The 21,097-nt window shown below is 52.4% G+C and carries 13 protein-coding genes; 8 read left to right on the top strand and 5 right to left on the bottom strand.

The annotated features are described in order from the left end of the window. Positions 1-170: 170 nt before the first annotated feature. Both atoC and atoS read right to left on the bottom strand, forming a co-directional pair. Positions 171-1,556, bottom strand: a complete 1,386-nt coding sequence (atoC, locus tag ABIE10_RS10995) for an acetoacetate metabolism transcriptional regulator AtoC (protein ID WP_019077262.1) — start codon at positions 1,554-1,556, stop codon at positions 171-173. After that, the gene (gene atoS, locus ABIE10_RS10990; protein WP_429155674.1) at positions 1,553-3,391 is read right to left on the bottom strand and encodes a two-component system sensor histidine kinase AtoS; all 1,839 of its coding nucleotides are present in this window, start codon (positions 3,389-3,391) and stop codon (positions 1,553-1,555) included. The genes atoC and atoS overlap by 4 nt, the downstream gene beginning before the upstream one ends. Before the next feature lie 168 nt (positions 3,392-3,559). Between atoS and rcsC the strand changes: the two genes are divergently transcribed. Then, positions 3,560-6,406: a two-component system sensor histidine kinase RcsC gene (gene rcsC / locus ABIE10_RS10985; RefSeq protein WP_053389233.1), complete on the top strand. Its 2,847-nt coding sequence runs from the start codon at positions 3,560-3,562 to the stop codon at positions 6,404-6,406. A gap of 111 nt (positions 6,407-6,517) precedes the next feature. Here rcsC and rcsB read toward each other — a convergent pair whose 3' ends face one another. Beyond that, on the bottom strand, positions 6,518-7,168 hold the full coding sequence (rcsB, locus tag ABIE10_RS10980) for a response regulator transcription factor RcsB (protein ID WP_003027592.1): 651 nt from the start codon (positions 7,166-7,168) through the stop codon (positions 6,518-6,520). Between the two features lie 16 nt (positions 7,169-7,184). Continuing rightward, positions 7,185-9,854 (bottom strand): phosphotransferase RcsD, encoded by a 2,670-nt coding sequence (gene rcsD, locus ABIE10_RS10975; protein WP_016157016.1) that lies wholly within the window; start codon positions 9,852-9,854, stop codon positions 7,185-7,187. 738 nt (positions 9,855-10,592) lie between these two features. Here rcsD and ABIE10_RS10970 point away from each other — a divergent pair. The 6 genes from ABIE10_RS10970 (at position 10,593) to mgtE (ending at position 17,916) form a co-directional block, all read left to right on the top strand. Beyond that, entirely contained in the window at positions 10,593-11,693 is a 1,101-nt protein-coding gene (locus ABIE10_RS10970) for a porin OmpC (RefSeq protein ID WP_016153787.1), read from the top strand. A gap of 115 nt (positions 11,694-11,808) precedes the next feature. Further along, the gene (apbE, locus tag ABIE10_RS10965; protein ID WP_181221407.1) at positions 11,809-12,861 is read left to right on the top strand and encodes an FAD:protein FMN transferase ApbE; all 1,053 of its coding nucleotides are present in this window, start codon (positions 11,809-11,811) and stop codon (positions 12,859-12,861) included. 79 nt (positions 12,862-12,940) lie between these two features. Then, positions 12,941-14,005 carry a bifunctional DNA-binding transcriptional regulator/O6-methylguanine-DNA methyltransferase Ada gene (gene ada, locus ABIE10_RS10960; RefSeq protein WP_016153785.1) on the top strand — a complete coding sequence of 355 codons (1,065 nt, stop codon included), beginning with the start codon at positions 12,941-12,943 and terminating at the stop codon, positions 14,003-14,005. Beyond that, positions 14,005-14,655, top strand: a complete 651-nt coding sequence (gene alkB / locus ABIE10_RS10955; protein WP_016153784.1) for a DNA oxidative demethylase AlkB — start codon at positions 14,005-14,007, stop codon at positions 14,653-14,655. The genes ada and alkB overlap by 1 nt, the downstream gene beginning before the upstream one ends. A gap of 75 nt (positions 14,656-14,730) precedes the next feature. Beyond that, positions 14,731-16,374 (top strand): multidrug ABC transporter permease/ATP-binding protein, encoded by a 1,644-nt coding sequence (locus ABIE10_RS10950; RefSeq protein WP_429155667.1) that lies wholly within the window; start codon positions 14,731-14,733, stop codon positions 16,372-16,374. A 105-nt stretch (positions 16,375-16,479) separates the two neighbouring features. Beyond that, positions 16,480-17,916, top strand: coding sequence for a magnesium transporter (mgtE, locus tag ABIE10_RS10945; protein ID WP_016153782.1), 1,437 nt, complete (start codon positions 16,480-16,482; stop codon positions 17,914-17,916). Here the strand turns inward: mgtE and ABIE10_RS10940 are convergent. Then, positions 17,879-19,126 (bottom strand): SulP family inorganic anion transporter, encoded by a 1,248-nt coding sequence (locus ABIE10_RS10940; RefSeq protein ID WP_047359199.1) that lies wholly within the window; start codon positions 19,124-19,126, stop codon positions 17,879-17,881. The genes mgtE and ABIE10_RS10940 overlap by 38 nt on opposite strands. A gap of 278 nt (positions 19,127-19,404) precedes the next feature. On the opposite strand from ABIE10_RS10940, the gene mqo reads away from it, so the two are divergent. Then, a complete protein-coding gene (mqo, locus tag ABIE10_RS10935) occupies positions 19,405-21,066 on the top strand; it encodes a malate dehydrogenase (quinone) (RefSeq protein ID WP_016153779.1) in 1,662 nt (553 codons plus the stop codon). Positions 21,067-21,097 lie beyond the last annotated feature (31 nt).

The raw sequence follows: 21,097 nt of genomic DNA, 5'->3' as shown, positions 1-21,097 counted from the left end.
GGGTACGCTCAGGGAATTGCAAGCAGGGTGCCAGAATGACTAAAGAAACGTATTAATGTTTAGTTGATTGAATTTATTGGTTTATTTTTGTGGTTTTGGTGAAAGGAGACAACGAGGGGTTATGCAGAATTTTGCGCAGTGTGCAAAATTCTGCATAGCAAACTTGCGTATCAGGAACCCGATGGGTCGATGCCGTACTCTTGTAATTTATACATTAAAGCGCGACGGCTAATTCCCAGCATCAGCGCCGTGCGGGTGCGATTGCCGTCCTGATTGTCGAGGACTTCGAGGATAATTCGTTTTTCCTCACGTTTAATCTCTTCTTTCAGATTGCGTTCCCCGGAGTAAGTCGGTTTTGTTTCTGTTGTGGCGCTAACCGGGTTGCGCAACGGGTCGGGGAGATCGTCGGCAAAGATCACCGCACCGGTATTCATAACGACTGCACGTTCGATGACGTTTGACAGTTCGCGAATGTTACCGGGCCAGGGCCAGGCGGTGAGGATCGACATCGCCGTCGGGTCGATTTCGATAATATCCCGCTGATTTTCAGAGCTGAATTTTTGTAAAAAGTGGTTTGCTAATAAGGCAATATCTTCACGACGCTCGCGTAAGGGCGGCAAAGTCAGATGGATAACGTTGAGCCGGTAAAACAGGTCTTCGCGAAACGTTCCTTCCTTCACCATCGTTTGCAGACAGCGGTTGGTGGCGGCGACGATTCGAATGTCAACGCGAATGGTCTGGTGCCCGCCGATGCGTTCAAACTCCCTCTCCTGCAAAATGCGCAGCAGCTTGGCCTGCAGCACCAGCGGCATCTCGCCAATTTCATCAAGCAATAAAGTTCCCTGATGAGCGCGTTCGAACAATCCCTGGCGTAATGTCTGTGCCCCGGTAAACGCGCCTTTTTCGTGACCAAATAGCTCGCTTTCCAACAACGACTCCGGCAGGGCCGCGCAGTTAATTTTGATAAAGGGGCCATTGGCGCGTTTGCTGTTGTAGTGAATGGCGCGGGCGATCAGCTCTTTTCCTGTGCCGCTTTCACCGCTAATCAACACGTTTGCCTGGGAGAGGGCGATTTTCGCCGTGTCTTTACAGATATCCATCATACGCGGGCTGGTGGTCAGAATATGTCCCCACTGCCAGCTGGTGGTCAACGCTTTATGCAGATTGCGGATTTCCTGTTTCATCTCCTGCAGTTGCAATGCGCGTTGAATCACCATGCTTAGCTCGTCGAGATCAAAGGGCTTAATCACGTAGTCGAATGCGCCGCTACGTAAAGCTTCTACTGCGGTTTCTACTTCAGCGTAAGCGGTCATCAGAATGACGGGGATCCGTGGTTGCTGCGTGCGCATAACTTTCAGCGCGTCGATACCGTCCATCTCCGGCATGCGAATGTCCATCAGCACCACGTCTGGCTGCGTTTCGCTAAACAGGCTCAGCGCGGCTTTCCCGTCGCTGGCGCAATGTGTCTCATGCCCTTGCAGGGAAAATGCGGTGGCAAGCATACGGCGAACATTTTCTTCATCATCAACGATGAGAATACGATAGGTCGTTTTCATTCTGACGGATTTCCCTGCGGGTTAAGAGGTAAAATCAGAGTGAATATCGCCCCGCAGCCAGGCTGGCTGGTTACGTGGATATCCCCCTGATGCGCGTTGATGATGCGCTGGCTCAGCGCCAGTCCAAGACCGGTACCTGATGCTTTTGTCGTAAAAAAGGGATCGAATATTTTCTTCTGTATGGCGAGATCGATACCGTTGCCATTATCTTCAATCATCACGGCCTGTTGCGAGGCCGAGTATTGCCAGGTACGGATGCGAATTTCGCCTCGCGCAGCGATCGCCTGCACCGCATTGATTAAAATATTGAGGATCACCTGTTTGAGAAGCTCGCGATCGGCGATGATCGGCGGCAGGCTGGGATCTAATTCCGTTGTAAAGGCGATCCGTGCCTGCAGGCCAGCGGTTTGCACCAGGATTAGCGTCTCTTCAATGAGCGCATTGAGCCGAATCTGTTGCCACTGGCTTTGTCGTGGTCGTGAGAAATCTAACAGTTGTTGAATAACTTTATTGATGGAATCAATTTCATTCAGCACAACAGATAAATATTCCTGATGTTCCGGCAGCGAGGTTTGCTGGCGGATGATCTGGACGTAGCCACGAATTGCGGTCAGCGGGTTTCGCACTTCATGCGCGACGCCGGCCATCAGCTCACCCAGGGTGGCAAGCCTTTCGGTTTGCGCCAGCCGACGCTGGGTCTCTTTACGGGCGGTTAAATCGGAGAAAATAACCAGCGCACCAATCAGCTCGCCGTGTGCGTTATGGATCCGACTGGTGGTTACACTGATCTCAATGGTGCGTTCACGTCCTGGAAAGCTAATCTCCTGGGCCACATGTTCAGTACCGTGCTCAAGGGTGTCCAGTACCGGGCTATAAAACTGCGTATTGGCAAAGAGCGTCGCATAGGGCTGTCCGACCAGCTCATGCAGCGTGTAGCCTGTTATCTGTTCTGCCGCCGGGTTCATGGTGGTAACGTCGCCTTGCCTGTCGATGGCGATCACGCCATCTGCGGCATTTTCAATGATCAGATCGTTAAGGGTTTTGGTTTCCCGTAGCGTTTGTGCCAGCGCATTGACGCTACGGCTGATTTGTCCTAACTCGCCGGGGAGTTCAGGCAATCGGGTAGGGGTTTTTTGTGCCAGCGTGGAAAGCCCATCGGTGATGATGTCGATATTCGCACTGAGTCGACGTGAGAAGTGCACGATGAGCAGCAGGCTACAGATGAGCCCGGCAACCAGTACGGCAATAATCCTGACATCCATTCTCCAGGCCTGCTGGCGGATATCTTCGGTGAGCTCATTGGCCCAGATATACCCAATAACCTCTCCCTGGCGCGCTATTGGGATCATCGAGTTGAGTATGTCGCCGCGAACCTGTCGGCCGGAATAGACCACAGGCGCGTTGCTACTCATCACTTCGCGTCCGGGATGATCCTCGGTGATGGTGATACCTACGTTGCCTTGGTAAAGCGCGGAGGGGGCGTAGGTGATAATGGCATCCAGCGCTTTGTGATAATACCCGGCGCCAATGCCGGGAAACGCTTGCGTAATGCGCTCGGTGATGGGGGCCAACTCTTGATTAAGCGCGCGAATGCGTGCTTCACGCGGCAAATTTGGGTAGTGACTAAAGCGGTCGCCCAGCGCATCGTTTAGCAGGGTTATCACCGATGACAGTTTTTTCTCTTTTTCAGATAAGACTGCTGAACGGCCTTCAGTTTCTACGATATAACCTATAGATATCGTCGGAATGATGACCATCAGGATGGCCATCATGATCATTTGGTTGCGTAATCGTCGTGGGTATAACCGACGAGCCAGCCATCTCAGGTCGCGCATTCTGACATCCGTGCAGTGTTTTTCAGGCAAACGACGATTATCACGGGTTAAGACAATGGTTTCAGAGCGGTGTATCATATTCCCGTAAAGAGAGGGCATTGCGACGCCGGACATTTACCGCTACCTTAACCACACTCTATTAATGCCCTGAGGCGGAGCTTCGCCCCTTTGAAATACCTTGCTTCCGTTCATTCAACGCTAAAAGTCTCACGCTATCTGTTCAGGGCGTTGGCGCTCCTGATCTGGGGGCTAATCGCATTTGCCTCCGTTTTCTACATCGTGAATGCGCTGCACCAGAGAGAGTCCGAGATTCACCAGGAGCTTAACCTCAGTTCCGATCAGGCCCAACGTTACATTCAGCGCACCTCTGATGTGATTAAAGAGCTGAAATATATCGCGGAGAATCGCTTAACGGCGGAAAACGGCGTGATGTCGTTGCGCGCGCGGGATGATAAAACGGCCGTGCCAAACTTTGAGCCGCTGTTTGCCGACTCCGACTGCTCGGTGATGGGCAACGCCTGGCGAGGTTCTCTGGAATCGCTGGCGTGGTTTATGCGCTACTGGCGGGATAACTTTTCCGCGGCCTATGATTTGAATCGTGTGTTCCTGATCGGCAGCGACAACCTTTGCATGGCCAATTTCGGTCTGCGTGATATGCCTGTCGAACGTGACGGGGCGTTGAAGGCGCTGCATGAGCGCATTATTAAGTATCGCAATGCACCGCAGGACGAAAACGGTAATAACCTGTTCTGGATTAGCCAGGGGCCGCGGCCGGGGATAGGCTATTTCTATGCGCTGACGCCGGTTTATCTCGCTAATCGCCTGCAGGCGCTGTTGGGTGTGGAACAGCCTATCCGCATGGAGAACTTTTTCACGCCGGGCAGTTTGCCGATGGGAGTGACCATCCTTGATGAAAATGGTCATGCGCTGATTTCGCTCACCGGCCCCGAGGGTAATATTAAGGCTGAACCTCGCTGGATGCAGGAGCGCTCCTGGTTTGGCTATACGTCGGGTTTTCACGAACTGGTGCTGAAGAAAAACCTGCCACCGTCATCGCTAAGCATTGTGTACTCCGTACCGGTTGACCTGGTACTGGAGCGGATCCGCATGATGATCCTGAACGCTATTCTGCTGAATGTGCTGGTTGGCGCGGCGTTATTTATGCTCACGCGCATGTATGAGCGGCGCATTTTTATTCCTGCGGAAAGCGATGCCCAGCGTCTGGAAGAGCACGAGCAGTTTAACCGTAAAATCGTGGCTTCCGCGCCGGTTGGGATTTGTATTCTGCGTACGATAGATGGCATTAACATCCTGAGTAATGAGCTGGCGCACACCTATCTCAACATGCTAACGCATGAAGACCGGCAACGGTTAACGCAAATTATCTGCGGCCAGCAGGTCAATTTTGTTGATGTGCTGACCAGCAACAATACCAATCTGCAAATCAGCTTTGTGCACTCGCGCTATCGTAATGAAAACGTGGCAATTTGTGTGCTGGTTGACATCAGCGCGCGCGTTAAAATGGAAGAGTCGTTGCAGGAGATGGCGCAGGCGGCGGAGCAGGCGAGCCAGTCCAAATCGATGTTCCTTGCGACGGTAAGCCACGAGCTGCGTACGCCGCTGTATGGCATTATCGGTAACCTTGATTTGTTGCAAACCAAAGAGTTACCCAACGGAGTGGATCGCCTGGTGACGGCGATGAACAACTCTTCAAGCCTGCTGTTGAAGATTATCAGCGATATTCTCGATTTCTCGAAAATTGAATCTGAACAGCTGAAGATTGAACCGCGCGAGTTTTCACCGCGAGAAGTAATGAATCATATTACGGCTAACTATTTGCCGCTGGTGGTTCGCAAACAGCTGGGGTTGTACTGCTTTATCGACCCGAATGTACCGGTGGCGCTCAATGGTGATCCGATGCGTTTGCAGCAGGTGATTTCCAATCTGCTGAGTAATGCTATCAAGTTTACCGATACCGGCTGCATTGTGCTGCACGTGCAGTGTAACGAAGACTATCTCAGTATTCGCGTGCGTGATACCGGGGTTGGGATCCCAGCTAAAGAGGTCGTCCGCTTGTTCGATCCTTTCTTCCAGGTGGGAACCGGCGTACAGCGTAATTTCCAGGGAACCGGGCTTGGTTTGGCTATCTGTGAAAAACTGATCAGCATGATGGATGGGGATATTTCCGTCGATTCTGAACCGGGAATGGGTAGCCAGTTTATGCTGCGTATTCCGCTTTATGGCGCGCAGTACCCGCTGAAAAAAGGTATCGAAGGGCTTGTCGGCAAACGTTGCTGGCTGGCGGTGCGTAACGCGTCGCTGTACCAGTTTATTGAATCCAGTCTGGCGCGTAACGGGATGACGGTGCAGTGCTATGAGGGACAGCAACCGGATGCGGATGACCTGCTGATTGCCGACGATGTGCTGGACCAGGCGTGGCAAGGACGTGCCGCGGTGATTTTCTGCCGTCGTCATATCGGTATTCCGCTGGAAAGGGGGCCTGGGGAGTGGGTGCACAGCGTGGCATCGCCTCACGAATTGCCCGCGCTGTTGGCGCATATCTACAGCCTTGAGCTGAGCAGTGAAGAGCTTTCAACTGCGTTGCCAGCCCCGGATAAAGTTGCTGCAACTAACGATGACATGATGATTCTGGTGGTCGACGATCATCCTATCAACAGGCGTTTACTGGCCGATCAGTTGGGATCGTTGGGGTATCAGTGTAAAACCGCGAATGACGGCGTGGACGCACTCAATGTACTGAGTAAAAACCATATCGACATCGTGCTGAGCGACGTTAACATGCCGAACATGGATGGTTATCGCCTGACCCAGCGTATTCGCCAGTTAGGATTAACCCTGCCGGTTGTCGGCGTGACGGCCAACGCGCTGGCTGAAGAGAAGCAGCGTTGTCTGGAGTCAGGTATGGATAGCTGTCTGTCTAAGCCGGTGACGTTAGATGTATTGAAGCAAACGCTGACGGTCTATGCGGAAAGAGTGAGAAAGGCGCGGGAATAAAAGAGGTCGGATGGGGCGTTAGCCTTATCCGGCCTACGTAACACGCACAATATCGTGTCATTCGTAGGCCTGATAAACGCCGTGCCATCAGGCACGTCGATGTTAAAAGAATTACTCTTTGTCTGATGGACTCAGCGTGACGGAAGAAAGGTAATTCAACAGGGCGATATCGTTTTCCACACCGAGTTTCATCATTGCCGACTTTTTCTGGCTGCTGATGGTTTTTATACTGCGGTTGAGTTTTTTCGCGATTTCAGTAACCAGGAAACCTTCGGCAAACAGGCGTAGAACTTCGCTCTCTTTCGGTGACAGACGTTTGTCGCCGTAACCGCTGGCGCTGATTTTTTCCAGCAGACGAGAAACGCTTTCTGGGGTGAATTTCTTACCCTTCTGCAGCGCGGCAAGCGCTTTCGGCAGATCTGTTGGCGCGCCTTGCTTCAGGACAATTCCTTCAATATCGAGATCCAGCACCGCGCTCAGGATTGCCGGGTTGTTGTTCATGGTGAGAACAATAATCGACAGGCTCGGGAAATGGCGCTTGATATACTTAATTAACGTGATCCCGTCACCGTATTTATCTCCCGGCATGGAGAGGTCGGTAATCAACACATGAGCATCTAACTTAGGCAAATTGTTGATCAGTGCAGTGGAGTCTTCAAATTCGCCGACAACGTTTACCCACTCGATTTGCTCAAGTGATTTACGAATACCGAACAGTACAATCGGGTGGTCATCGGCAATAATTACGTTCATAGTGTTCATGTATTGGGCTACCTTGCTACAGCAAGCTCTTGACGTAATCGTCAATGTCGCTGATGTATTTTTCTATACCTGGAGCATCTTTCTCTTGAATAAGATGTTCCAGCGCTTCACATAACTGCTTGCCGGGTACCAGATTAAGCATGGCAAACACGCCTTTCAGGCGATGGGCCGTTTGGGCTAACGCAGCGAAATCGCTGGTTGCTGCCTCAGTATACAACCTCTTAACATCATCCGGTACTGTGTCTACAAAGAGTGCATAGTAACCACTGGCATGAAGTTCGGCGTTTTCATCTCCGCCGAGGGGGAGTTCCTGGATCTCTTCTTGTGCCAGCTGCTCTTCTATCAGCTCGAGGACAGCTTCCTGCATAGCATTGCTCATATTAAAGTTGACGCGCAGCTGACCAGGGCCAATTTTCCGCACGCCAGACTCATCATCGCTTAAAAGAAGGCCTGAGGCAGTAAGATTAGACGGATTATCTGTTAAAAAGAGATCATATTCTTGACTATTCAACCGCTCATCAGGCGTGATGCAGGTTGCTCCCCAGTTCTCCAGTTGGCGTAATACGATGCTGCGTACGTCATTAGAGGTGACATCAACCATTATGCAGACGTCATCTAACAAACGCTCTTCACTTTCAGCATGTTGATCGTGCAGCGGCATTTTAACATGGACTATATAACGTGTTCCAAGTTCTTCCCGCGCTTTAATGTTCAGGTGTCCACCTAGCTTGCGGGCGAGCTGATCGCATAACCAGAACGTCAGCGGGTTGGCCTTGCTATACCGATCGCCCTGGGTGTCATTGATGAACGGGAAGTGCAGGTTATCAACTTCATTCAACGTGACACCTTGCCCGGTATCCAGGATGCGGAAGGTCAGGCGTTCAGTCTCCGACTCATCCTGGTCGACTTCCAGCGTGATTTTGCCAATTTGCGTGGTGGTTACCGCATATTGGATCAGCAACAGCAAAATACGGCGCAGGGCATCGCGGTCGCCGCGGCGTTCATCATGGGCGCTAAGGTGATTTTTAATCAGTAGCTGCAGCCCTTTACGTTTAATGGCTGGCAGAACCTCCGGAACCACGTCATCAATTAACGACTGCACGGAAAACAGCGTCGATTCACTTTTCCAGGCGTCGCTTTCCAGCAGGTTGGCCAACTGGATTTCATCTACCATACGCACCAGAACGTCTGCCTGATTGGCCAGTTTCTGGCTGTCCGGGCTATTCAGTGCGGCAGCATTAGCGGCAAGTGTTTTCGCCGGGTCTTTCAGTGCGCTGCCGATATTCTGCATAAAGGCCGCCCGGGCCTGCTGGTTTTTCTCATACAGTCGCTGCGCTTGCTTCAGCTTCTTATTAACCAGCACTTCGCGGTCCTGGTCACGAATAATAAAGATCTGCGTTCTCGATGAGATCTGGCTACGGAACAGCCGGATCTCATACAGCTCATTATTGATGGTGGCCTGAATCACCCCCTGATGCTGCTCCGCCATACTGGTAATGTTTTGCAAATTTAAATGCGGTAGCAGGTGGTCGGCAATTTTATTGCTGATAACCGTGCGGTTTGCTTCTTGATCGTGCACCAGCAAGCCCAGAGGCAGCAAAGAAACAATCTCTTCATTGATGGCGCGCAGAACACGCAGTTCATTATTTGCCGCAAGGTTTGGTGCCACTTCGGTGGAACGGGCAGGGAGGTGGCGAAAGGTGGTATAGCCAAACAGCGCCAGGGCCAACAAAGCAATGTTGAGTAACAGCGGCAGCAGAATGCTTTGTAAGGTGTCGAGCAGCAATGAGCCAAACGGAACCTGCCACACCAGCCGCATATCCGTTGAGTTTAGCGCCGAAGAGATCTCAATTTTACTGTTGTTGAAATTAATGCTGACGCTGTCAGGCGACTCTTTTTCATTCAGATGCTCGGTTGTTGACGTGGCATCTGGAACCAGATGGAAGCTGTCCAGCGGCATGCCGGGTGGGATCAAGTCATTAATCGGCAGGTCAAAGGCGACAACCGTTGCCAGATGTCCAGGCTGATTAAAGGTCGTGCGTAGCGTGAAGTAATGCCCGTTCTGCCATGCCAGACGGCGCAGTGAAGAGAAGCTTTCACGTTCATCCAGTGCATTGGCCTGTTGTAACATTTCCGCGCGCCGTGAATCGACAATATTACCAATCGTCGACTCTTTAAAACCGGAAGTCAGATCTTTTAGCGGCAACGTTGAGATAAGGATCAGGCTATTGTCCTGACCATTCAGGTAATACATAGACCACGGAACATTTTCCGCGCCCCACAGCGTATCAAGATAGGTTGAGATGCGTTGGGTCATCTCCAGCGTAGAACTGTCATGGGAACCGAAAATCAACGCCTCGGTCTTTCTGCGCGGTTTCTCAAGATAATAGACGTCTTGTTTCAGACGCGTTTCCTGCAGTCCTTCTGCACCAGGTGAACTGGCCGTGGCGGCAATATTGTCATAGATTTGCCAGGTCACGTATCGCCAGGTATCGACCCTTTTATGAATGGCATGGGTGATATCGACAATCTGATAGCTCTTATCCTTTAACCAGGTGTTGACGGCGCTCTGGACCATAACGCCCATCATCACCAACAGCACAACGATCAGTAATAAGAAGAAACGGGTAATACTTCCCGGTAGCAGGGAGAATCGGGTAGAAGCCGTTGTGTCAGACTGACTCATTCGTGTTTATGACCTGTTAAACGACGCGAAAGATGATGGGGCAGTATAAAGGGTAATATATGAATTGCCACATTTACACCACGCCGGATGGCCCGCATTTTTTACGCTCCATTCTGTTGCAGCCATCACAATGCAAAGGTGTACAGTGGATAAAGGCGGGTACAAATATTTGTACGGAATGTATACATTTAGCATTAAATAACAAGAAATTATTAATCAGATTTATATCTGAATACGACGCAATGAGATAGTTAATAGTTGTTATAGTTTTGCATCGGTAGCACAGAACGGTAAGTTTTGTGTAAAGAAGGGTAAAAAAAAACCGAACGCGAAGCATTCGGTTGAAATAGGGGTAAACAGACATTCATGAATGAATGACGGTAATAAATAAAGTTAATGATGATAGCGGGTCTATTTTAGTTGCGAGTGAAGATTTTGTTTTGTCATTCAGTGCTATAACTATTTTCGATGTAACCTATTGATTTTAAATTTAATTAAAATAGTTCTTGATTATTTGTGCTTATTTTGCCTGTTTTTTGATTTTAAAAAAGTTCCCTCGTATTAATATTTTGAAACATCTATGCAGATAAATGAAACACCTTAAAAGTTTTAGTATCATATTCGTGTTGGATTATTCTGTGTTTTTGCGGAGAATGAAGTTGCCGACTGGTTAATGAGCTTAATCAGTATGCAGTGGCATAAAAAAGCAATAAAGGCATATAACAGAGGGTTAATAACATGAAAGTTAAAGTACTGTCCCTCCTGGTACCAGCACTGCTGGTAGCAGGCGCAGCAAATGCGGCTGAAATTTATAACAAAGACGGCAACAAATTAGACCTGTACGGTAAAGTAGACGGTCTGCACTATTTCTCTGATGACTCCACTAAAGATGGCGATCAGACCTATATGCGTATCGGCTTCAAAGGCGAAACCCAGGTTAACGACCAACTGACCGGTTACGGCCAGTGGGAATACCAGATTCAGGGTAACTCCTCTGAAAACGAAAACAACTCCTGGACCCGTGTGGCGTTTGCTGGTCTGAAATTCGCTGACGTAGGATCTTTCGACTACGGTCGTAACTATGGCGTAGTTTACGACGTAACGTCCTGGACCGACGTTCTGCCGGAATTCGGCGGCGACACCTACGGTTCTGACAACTTCATGCAGCAGCGTGGTAACGGCTTCGCGACCTATCGTAACACCGACTTCTTCGGTCTGGTTGATGGCCTGAACTTTGCCCTGCAGTACCAGGGTAAAAACGGTAGCCCGGAAGGCGAAGGTATGACTGGTGTGACCGGCAACGGTCGTGATGCGCTGAGTCAGAATGGCGACGGCGTTGGCGGATCTATCACTTATGATATCGGTGAAGGCTTCGCGCTGGGTACTGCAGTCACCAGCTCCAAACGTACTGACGAGCAGAACCGTCTGAACTTCGGTACCGGTGACCGTGCTGAAACCTACACTGGCGGTCTGAAATACGACGCGAATAACGTTTACCTGGCAGCACAGTACACCCAGACCTACAACGCAACGCGTGCGGGCAACCTGGGCTGGGCTAACAAAGCACAGAACTTTGAAGCTGTTGCGCAGTACCAGTTCGACTTCGGTCTGCGTCCGTCCGTGGCTTACCTGCAGTCCAAAGGTAAAGACCTGAACAATGGTTACGGCGACCAGGATATCCTGAAATATGTTGATGTTGGCGCGACCTACTACTTCAACAAAAACATGTCTACCTATGTTGATTACAAAATCAACCTGCTGGATGACAACCAGTTCACCCGTGATGCTCGCATCTCTACCGATGATATCGTAGCGCTGGGTCTGGTTTACCAGTTCTAATCTGCGCTCATGTCGTTAAAAGGCCCTGCGGGGCCTTTTTTAATGCCGTTTTTTCGTCGTACAAACAACGATTTTTGGTGTACTCTTGCGCCCGTTCGCATGAGGATAATTACGTATGGAAGTGAATTTCTATCGCGCAGCACTACTGGCTGTGACGATCTTTTTTGTCGGGTGCGATGAAGCCCCGAAACCTGCCCAGACCACACAACCTGCCACCGTTCTGGAAGGTAAAACCATGGGCACTTTCTGGCGGGTTAGTGCGGTGGGCGTAGATGCCAAACGCGCCGGGGAACTGCAGGCGAAGATCCAGGCTCAGCTGGATGCCGACGATCAGCTTCTCTCTACCTATAAAAATGATTCTGCGTTAATGCGCTTTAACCTGTCGAAAAGCTTGTCGCCATGGCCGGTTAATGATGCTATGGCCGATATCGTGACTTCGGCGCTACGCATTGGCGCAAAAACCGGTGGGGCCATGGATATTACCGTGGGTCCGTTGGTCAATCTGTGGGGCTTTGGCCCGGATCAGCAACCGGTGCATATTCCTACGCAGGCGCAAATTGACGTCGCAAAAGCGCAAACCGGGCTTTCACATCTGAAGGTTGTTAATGAGGCGCATCGGAACTACCTGCAAAAAGATTTGCCCGAGCTGTACGTGGATCTCTCGACCGTTGGCGAAGGTTATGCCGCCGATCATCTGGCACGATTAATGGAGCAGGAAGGGATCGCCCGTTATCTGGTATCCGTTGGTGGAGCATTGAACAGCCGCGGTATGAATGCAGACGGGCTTTCGTGGCGAGTCGCGATTCAGAAACCGACCGATCGCGAAAACGCGGTGCAGGCGATTGTCGACATTAACGGGCATGGCATTAGCACCTCCGGCAGCTACCGTAACTATTATGAGCTGGACGGTAAGCGCCTTTCCCATGTTATTGATCCGCAAACCGGTCGTCCGATTGAACACAACCTGGTGTCTGTAACGGTAATCGCACCAACGGCGCTGGAGGCTGACGGTTGGGATACCGGATTGATGGTTCTCGGCCCGGAAAAGGCCAAAGAGGTGGTGCGTCGTGAAGGACTCGCGGTCTATATGATTATAAAAGAGGGCGAGGGGTTTAAAACCTGGATGTCGCCGCAGTTTAAAAGCTTCCTGCTCAGCGAAAAAAATTAAAAAGCAAGATTGCGGGTTTTTGTATCCGGCTATGGGGACACACTGAGGCTAAGCGCTATGCTTAACAAAGGAGTCCATAATGAAAAATCGTTTACACATAACTGATGATGACCGCTGGCAGTCCGTTGTGGATCGTGACGCCGACGCTGACGGTCAGTTTGTTTTCGCCGTCCAGACCACCGGCATTTTCTGCCGTCCGTCCTGTCGGGCGAAACATGCGCTGCGCAAAAATGTCAGTTTCTTTGCCGATGCCCGGCAGGCGCTGGCCGCCGGTTTTCGTCCCTGTAAACGTTGTCAGCCGGATAAAGACAGCGCCCACCAGCATCGGCTGGAGAAAATAGCCCACGCCTGCCAGTTGCTGGAGCAGGAATCTCCCCTCACGCTGGACGAGCTGGCGCAGCAGGTGGCGATGAGCCCGTATCACTTACATCGCCTGTTCAAAGCCACAACGGGCATGACCCCCAAAGCGTGGCAGCAGTCCTGGCGCGCTCGCCGTCTGCGCGATGCGCTGGCGAAAGGCGTTCCGGTAACGCAGGCAATTCTCAACGCCGGATTTCCCGACAGCAGCAGCTACTACCGAAAAGCGGATCAGACGTTAGGCATGACCGCAAAGCAATTTCGTAAAGGTGGCGACAACGTTTCTGTACGCTATACCCTGGCAGATTGCTCTCTGGGTCGCTGTCTGGTGGCGGAAAGCGAACGTGGTATCTGCGCGATCTTACTAGGTGATGATGACGCTACGTTGGTTGCGGATCTGCATGAGCTGTTTCCCGCCGCTCAGGATGTGCCAGCAGATGCCGATTTTCAGCAGCGCGTGCGCGAAGTGATCGCCGCAATCAATGCGCGTGACGCGCCGTTATCGCTGCCGCTGGATATCCGCGGAACCGCATTTCAGCAGCAGGTGTGGCAGGCGTTGCGCGCAATTCCGTGCGGCGAAACGATGAGCTACCAGCAACTGGCCAGCGCCATCGGCAAACCGAAGGCGGTGCGTGCGGTGGCCAGCGCCTGTGGGGCGAATAAACTGGCAATCGTCATCCCGTGTCACCGGGTGATCCGCGGCGATGGCGCACTTTCGGGCTACCGGTGGGGCATTGCGCGCAAAGCACAGTTACTGCAACGTGAAACGACTGGCGAGGAAACATAATGCTCGATCTCTTTGCGGATGCGAAACCCTGGCAGGAGCCGCTGGCGTCAGGCGCGGTTATTCTGCGACGCTTCGCTTTTGACTGCGCACCGTCTCTGCTGCAGGCGATAGCGGCTATCGCCAGACAGTCGCCGTTTCGCCAGATGGTGACGCCCGGCGGCTACACGATGTCGGTGGCAATGACCAACTGCGGTCGTCTGGGCTGGACGACCGATCAGCATGGTTACCTTTATTCTCCTTTTGATCCGCTAACCGGCGCGCACTGGCCTCCGCTGCCGGATGCATTCGCTGACCTGTGCCAACAGGCAGCGACGGCGGCGGGCTATGCTGATTTTCAACCCGATGCCTGTCTGATTAACCGCTACACGCCAGGGGCAAAACTGTCCTTACATCAGGATAAAGACGAGCCCGACCTGCGGGCGCCGATTGTCTCGGTGTCGCTAGGATTGCCGGCCATCTTTCAATTTGGCGGCTTGCGCCGTAATGACCCCTTAAAGCGTTTGCTGCTGGAACATGGCGATGTGGTGGTGTGGGGCGGTACTTCGCGGCTGTTTTATCATGGGATCCAGCCGCTTAAGACGGGGTATCATCCGTTGACCGGAGACTGTCGCTACAATCTGACGTTTCGTCAGGCGGGTAAAAAAGAATAAAAATAAGAATTATTATTGCTGTCAGCGAAGAGATGTTTAAACTGCGGGCTGTTATTACTTGTCCGGGTTGTTCGCATGGAACTTTTACTTCTTGTCTGGCGGCAGTATCGCTGGCCATTTATCAGCGTCATGGCGCTCAGCCTCGCCAGCGCTGCGTTGGGGATTGGGCTGATTGCGTTTATCAACCAGCGTCTGATTGAAACGGTCGACACCACGCTGATGGTGCTGCCGGAGTTTCTTGGCCTGTTGCTGCTATTGATGGTTGTCACTCTCGGCTCTCAGCTGGCGTTGACCACGCTCGGCCACCACTTTGTCTACCGCCTGCGTAGCGAATTTATCAAACGTATTCTGGATACCCACGTCGAGCGTATTGAACAGCTTGGCAGCGCCTCGTTGCTGGCCGGTTTAACCAGCGATATTCGCAATATCACCATCGCCTTTGTTCGTCTGCCTGAGCTGGTGCAGGGGATTATCCTGACCATCGGATCGGCGGCGTATCTGGCGATGCTGTCGACCAAAATGCTGCTGGTGACGGCTATCTGGATGGCAATCACCATCTGGGGGGGATTTGTGCTGGTGGCGCGGGTGTATAAGCACATGGCTACCCTGCGCGAAACCGAAGACAAGTTGTACAACGATTATCAGACGGTGCTGGAAGGGCGCAAAGAGCTGACGCTCAACCGCGAGCGCGCCGAGCATATCTTTAATCAGATGTACGTCCCGGATGCCAAAGAGTACCGTCACCATATTATTCGCGCCGATACCTTCCACCTGAGCGCGGTCAACTGGTCAAACATTATGATGCTGGGCGCCATTGGCCTGGTGTTCTGGATGGCGAATAGTCTGGGCTGGGCGGATACCGCCGTGGCGGCGACTTACTCACTGACGCTGTTATTCCTGCGTACGCCGCTGCTCTCTGCCGTTGGCGCGCTACCGACCCTGCTCACTGCGCAGGTGGCTTTCAACAAGCTGAATAAATTCGCACTGGCACCTTTTAAGGCCGAATTCCCGCGCCCAACCGCTTTTCCAAACTGGCAAACGCTGGAACTGCGTAACGTGGTTTTCCACTATCAGGATAATGCCTTTTCCGTAGGGCCGTTCAATCTGACGATTCATCGCGGTGAACTGATCTTCCTGATTGGCGGCAACGGCAGCGGGAAATCTACGCTGGCGATGTTACTGACCGGGCTATACCAGCCGCAGTCAGGTGAAATTTTGCTTGATGGTAAGGCCGTGGCCGTTGAAAAGCCGGAAGATTATCGCAAGCTGTTCTCCGCCGTGTTTACCGACGTCTGGCTATTCGACAAACTGCTGGGGCCGGAAGGTAAAGAAGCCAATCCGCAGCTGGTAGCGAAGTGGCTGGAACATCTGAAGATGGGTCACAAGCTGGAGATGAACGATGGCCGCATCCTCAATCTGAAGCTGTCGAAAGGGCAGAAGAAACGCGTGGCGCTGCTGCTGGCTCTGGCGGAGGAGCGCGACATCATTCTGCTGGATGAATGGGCTGCCGATCAGGATCCCCATTTCCGTCGTGAGTTCTATCAGGTCCTGTTACCGCTGATGCAAGAAATGGGTAAAACTATCTTCGCCATTAGCCATGACGATCACTATTTTATTCACGCCGATCGTCTGCTGGAAATGCGTAACGGACAGTTGAGTGAACTGCTGGGCGATGAGCGTGATGCCGCCTCGCGTGACGCGGTGGCCCGCACTGCGTGATCCCACATGCCGCCGGTTTTTTATCCACCCGGCGGCACTGTTTATTGTTATTTACATAAATCGGCATCATGATTAATGATATTTCATATCATGGATTTATGATTAATGCCTGTAACAAACAAAAACAGCGCCAGACTGCGTGATGAAGAGCGTGCGCGTCTTATCTGGCTGCTGACCACTGATAAAGCCGTTGTTTCAACGCTATTGGGCAAGCTTACCCTGGCTGAGCAATATGACGTCGGCACGTTAGCCGACGATATTGCTGAGGTAGGGGCGCTGGTCGCCCACCTGCCGCCGCCCGATCTGGCGGATACCCTCGAAGCATTACCTTCTGAAGAGCGTCACGCCCTGTGGCGACTGGTCGAAAGTGAAAAGCGCGGTAACGTCCTGCTTGAGGCGTCAGAAAACGTCTGGGACGACCTGATCGATGAGATGAGCGACCGTGAGCTGCTGGATGCGTTGCAATACCTTGATATCGACGAACAGATTTATCTGGTTCAGCACCTCCCTCGTAACCTCACGGGTCGACTGCTGGCGACGTTACCGGCCGAGGAGCGGGCGCGCGTCCGCCAGGTGCTGCACTACGAGAAGAATCGCGTCGGTGCGATTATGGAGTTCGAAGTTATCACCGTGCGTCCGGACGTGACGCTGGAAGTGGTACAACGCTACCTGCGGCGGCTGGGTAAAATGCCGGAGAACACCGATAAACTCTTCGTGACCGACCGCAATAAAGTGCTGGTCGGGGAACTGACGCTCACCTGTATTCTGCTCAATGACGTGCAGCGAAAAGTCAGCGAGGTGATGGAAGATGATCCGCTCACCTTTTCTCCGGAAGATATCGCCGAACACGCCGCGCGAACCTTTGAACGTGACGACCTGGTCAGTGCCGCGGTCGTTGACTCTTCAGGTAAACTGATGGGCCGTTTAACCATCGATGAGATCGTCGATGTGGTCTATGAAGAAACCGATACCGATCTGCGTCGAATGGGCGGCTTAAGTGCCGGAGAGGATGTGTTTGCCCCCGTCACGAAAGCGGTTAAAACCCGCTGGGCGTGGTTGGCCGTTAACCTTTGTACCGCCTTTATCGCTTCGCGAGTGATCGACGGCTTTGAACATACAATTTCGCAACTGGTCGCGCTGGCCTCGCTGATGCCGATTGTGGCGGGGATCGGCGGCAACACTGGGAATCAAACCATCACCATGATTGTTCGCGCGCTGGCGCTACAAAATATTCAGCCGGGAAACCTGACGTTTTTGATCCTGCGCGAAATGGGCGTGGCGTTGATTAATGGCCTCGTGTGGGGCGGAATTATGGGCGGCATTACCTGGTGGCTGTACGATGACATGGCGCTCGGCGGCGTGATGACCCTGGCGATGATGCTCAATTTGCTGATGGCGGCGTTGATGGGCGTTATTATTCCGATGACGATGGTGAAGCTCGGGCGCGACCCGGCGGTCGGCTCGAGCGTCATGATTACGGCAATCACCGATACCGGTGGTTTCTTTATTTTTCTCGGTCTGGCAACGCTGTTTCTGATGTAGCCGCACGTTTGCCTCTGACGATACGCGGCAAAATGAGCATCGTCATCACCCCGGCAACCACGCCAAGCGCCAGGTTGCCGGTTGACACCGTTGCCGCGACGGTCATCAGCATCACCAGCGTTTCAGTAACGGGGAGTTGCCGCAGCGTAGCGGGCTGGATGCTGTGCCAACTGAAGGTTTTCACCGCCACAATCACCATAATTCCCGCCAGCACTGACATGGGGATTTTCGCCATTACTTCGCTTAACGCGGTGACCAGCAACAACAGCACCAGCCCGGCGGCGACCGTCGAGACGCGGCTGCGTCCTTTGCCCATCTCGACGTTAACGATGGTTTGACCAATCATCGCACACCCGGCGATGCCGCCATAAAAACCGGCCAGAATATTGGCTATCCCCAGCCCGGCGCTCTCGCGATTCTTATTCGATGGCGTAACCGTCAGGTCATCCACCAGACGGGCGGTTAACAGCGACTCCATTAATCCGACAAAAGCGATGCTCAGCGCGCAGGGCCAGATAATCGCCAGCGTTTGCAGGTTGAGCGGTACCAATAACTGCGTGAATCCCGGCAGGCCGCCGCGCATTGAACCTTCGTCACCGACGGTCGGTAATAGTTGTCCGCTGGTGACAGTGAACACCGTCAGCAGCACGATGGCGATAAGCGGCGCGGGGATCGCTTTAATAAACCGCGGAACCCACAGCACAATCAGCAGGGTCAGGACAAACAGCCCCCAGATTAGCGGGCTTTTACCCCAGAAATGCGGGACCTGGGCAAAGAAAATCAAAATACCCAGCGCGTTCACAAAACCGGTCATGACGGCTGTAGGAATGAATCGCATCAGACGCGCCATCCCCAATACGCCAAACAGGATCTGAATAATCCCGGCCAGCACCACCGCAGGCAGGATGTACTGGACGCCGTGTTGATGCACCATCGGGCCAATCACCAGCGCGACCGATCCTGCCGCTGCGGTAACCATTGCCGGACGGCCACCTAAAAATGACATTGCCAGGCACAGTACGACTGAAGCTATCAGGCTGACTTTAGGATCGACGCCGGCGATAACGGAAAAAGAGATCACTTCCGGGATCAGCGCCAGGGCGGTTACCACACCGGCCAGCGTTTCGCGAACCAGTAAACGGGGTTGGCGCAGCACTGCGCGCGTCGCGTGCTCCGCTACTGCGACAGAGGAGGGTTGAGTTGCAGACATCGTTACTCTTAGGTCAAAAATGGCCCGGTAAAGCAGACCGACAGGCATCCGTGCGGTGAATAGCAAAGCGCAGCATAGTACCTGTCTGACGGACCGGTTTCCAGAAATGATTGTCAATAACCGTATAAACTATCAACGTATTAATAACATTTTTAAAAATTAAATATAATTTATAAACAATATTTAAATATTTTTACTTAAGTGTTACCGTTGATGCCGCTCGATTTTCACCTGCATTAAAAGCAAAAAAGCGATACTAAAAGTAAGGCATTAACATTATGAAAAAAGTGACTGCCATGCTCTTCACCATGGCCGTTGGGCTGAATGTTGTCTCGATGGCGGCAAAAGCGAAAGCGGCGGAAGAGCAGGAAACGGATGTACTGTTGATTGGCGGCGGCATCATGAGCGCCACGCTGGGAACCTATTTACAGGAGCTGGAACCGCAATGGTCAATGACCATGGTTGAGCGACTGGATGGTGTAGCGCAGGAAAGCTCAAACGGCTGGAATAACGCCGGAACAGGCCACTCCGCACTGATGGAGCTGAACTACACGCCTAAAAAGGCCGACGGTAGCATCAGCATTGAAAAGGCAGTCGAAATCAACGAAGCCTTCCAGATCTCCCGCCAGTTTTGGGCCTATCAGGTCAATAATGGCGTAATGCATGAACCACGCTCATTTATCACCACCGTTCCGCACATGAGTTTTGTCTGGGGTGACGAGAACGTGAACTTCCTGCGTGCCCGTTACACCGCACTGCAGCAGAGCACGTTATTCCGTGGCATGCGTTATTCCGAAGATCACGCGCAGATTAAAGAGTGGGCGCCGCTGGTCATGGAAGGCCGCGATCCGAAGCAGAAAGTCGCGGCAACGCGTACCGAGATTGGTACTGACGTAAACTACGGCGAAATCACGCGCCAGCTGATTGCCTCGTTGCAGAAAAAGCCCAACTTTGCGCTGCAGCTGAGTACCGAAGTGCGTGGCTTTAAACGCAATGCCGACAATAGCTGGACCGTCACGGTCGCCGATCTGAAAAATAACGAAGCGGAACATGATATTAAGGCGAAGTTTGTCTTTATCGGTGCCGGTGGCGCTGCGCTGAAGCTGTTGCAGGAAACCGACATTCCGGAAGCGAAAGGTTATGCCGGATTCCCGGTTGGCGGGCAGTTCCTGGTTGCGGATAATCCGGACGTGGTGAATCGCCACCTGGCGAAAGTGTACGGTCAGGCCTCCGTTGGCGCGCCGCCGATGTCCGTGCCGCACATCGATACCCGTATCCTTGATGGCAAGCGCGTCGTGCTGTTTGGGCCATTCGCGACATTCTCCACCAAGTTCCTGAAAAACGGTTCATTGTGGGATCTGCTCAGCTCGACCACCACCTCGAACTTTATGCCGATGGTCAACGTGGGTCTGGATAACTTCGATCTGGTGAAATATCTGGTAAGCCAGGTGATGCTCAGCGATGACGACCGTTTTGCCGCGCTGCAAGAGTACTATCCGCAGGCGAAAAAAGAAGACTGGCGTTTATGGCAAGCGGGCCAGCGTGTGCAGATCATTAAAAGTGATGCGGAGAAAGGCGGTGTACTGCGTCTGGGTACCGAAGTCGTCAGCGATAAAGAGGGCACCATTGCCGCGCTGCTGGGCGCTTCTCCGGGTGCATCAACCGCGGCGCCGATTATGCTGCATCTGATGGAAAAAGTGTTTAAAGATAAAGTGGCCAGCCCTGAGTGGCAGGCGAAACTGAAAACCATTATTCCGTCTTATGGTACCAAGCTGAACGGTAACGTTGAAGCTACGGAACAAGAGCTGCAATACACCAGTGATGTTCTGGGGCTGAAATATGACAAGCCGCAGGCTGCTGATGAAGCGCCGAAACCTCAGCTGAAACCTCAGGCGCAACCGCAGCCTGAGCAGAAAGCTGTAGCGGATATCGCACTGTAAATAAAATGCCGGATAAGGCGGTACGCCGCCC

This window comes from Citrobacter sp. 506, from assembly GCF_050434985.1.
In the GTDB taxonomy this organism is placed as follows: Bacteria; Pseudomonadota; Gammaproteobacteria; order Enterobacterales; family Enterobacteriaceae; genus Citrobacter; species Citrobacter braakii.
This window is presented reverse-complemented; position numbering and strand designations above follow the sequence as displayed.

Bases quoted from the DNA above. Each gene is read 5' to 3' on its own strand.
- atoC (WP_019077262.1), bottom strand. From the start codon at position 1,556: ATGAAAACGACCTATCGTATTCTCATCGTTGATGATGAAGAAAATGTT.
- alkB (WP_016153784.1), top strand. From the start codon at position 14,005: ATGCTCGATCTCTTTGCGGATGCGAAACCCTGGCAGGAGCCGCTGGCG.
- atoS (WP_429155674.1), bottom strand. From the start codon at position 3,391: ATGCGCGACCTGAGATGGCTGGCTCGTCGGTTATACCCACGACGATTA.
- ada (WP_016153785.1), top strand. From the start codon at position 12,941: ATGAAAAATCGTTTACACATAACTGATGATGACCGCTGGCAGTCCGTT.
- apbE (WP_181221407.1), top strand. From the start codon at position 11,809: ATGGAAGTGAATTTCTATCGCGCAGCACTACTGGCTGTGACGATCTTT.
- mqo (WP_016153779.1), top strand. From the start codon at position 19,405: ATGAAAAAAGTGACTGCCATGCTCTTCACCATGGCCGTTGGGCTGAAT.
- ABIE10_RS10940 (WP_047359199.1), bottom strand. From the start codon at position 19,126: ATGTCTGCAACTCAACCCTCCTCTGTCGCAGTAGCGGAGCACGCGACG.
- rcsD (WP_016157016.1), bottom strand. From the start codon at position 9,854: ATGAGTCAGTCTGACACAACGGCTTCTACCCGATTCTCCCTGCTACCG.
- rcsB (WP_003027592.1), bottom strand. From the start codon at position 7,168: ATGAACACTATGAACGTAATTATTGCCGATGACCACCCGATTGTACTG.
- mgtE (WP_016153782.1), top strand. From the start codon at position 16,480: ATGCCTGTAACAAACAAAAACAGCGCCAGACTGCGTGATGAAGAGCGT.
- ABIE10_RS10950 (WP_429155667.1), top strand. From the start codon at position 14,731: ATGGAACTTTTACTTCTTGTCTGGCGGCAGTATCGCTGGCCATTTATC.
- ABIE10_RS10970 (WP_016153787.1), top strand. From the start codon at position 10,593: ATGAAAGTTAAAGTACTGTCCCTCCTGGTACCAGCACTGCTGGTAGCA.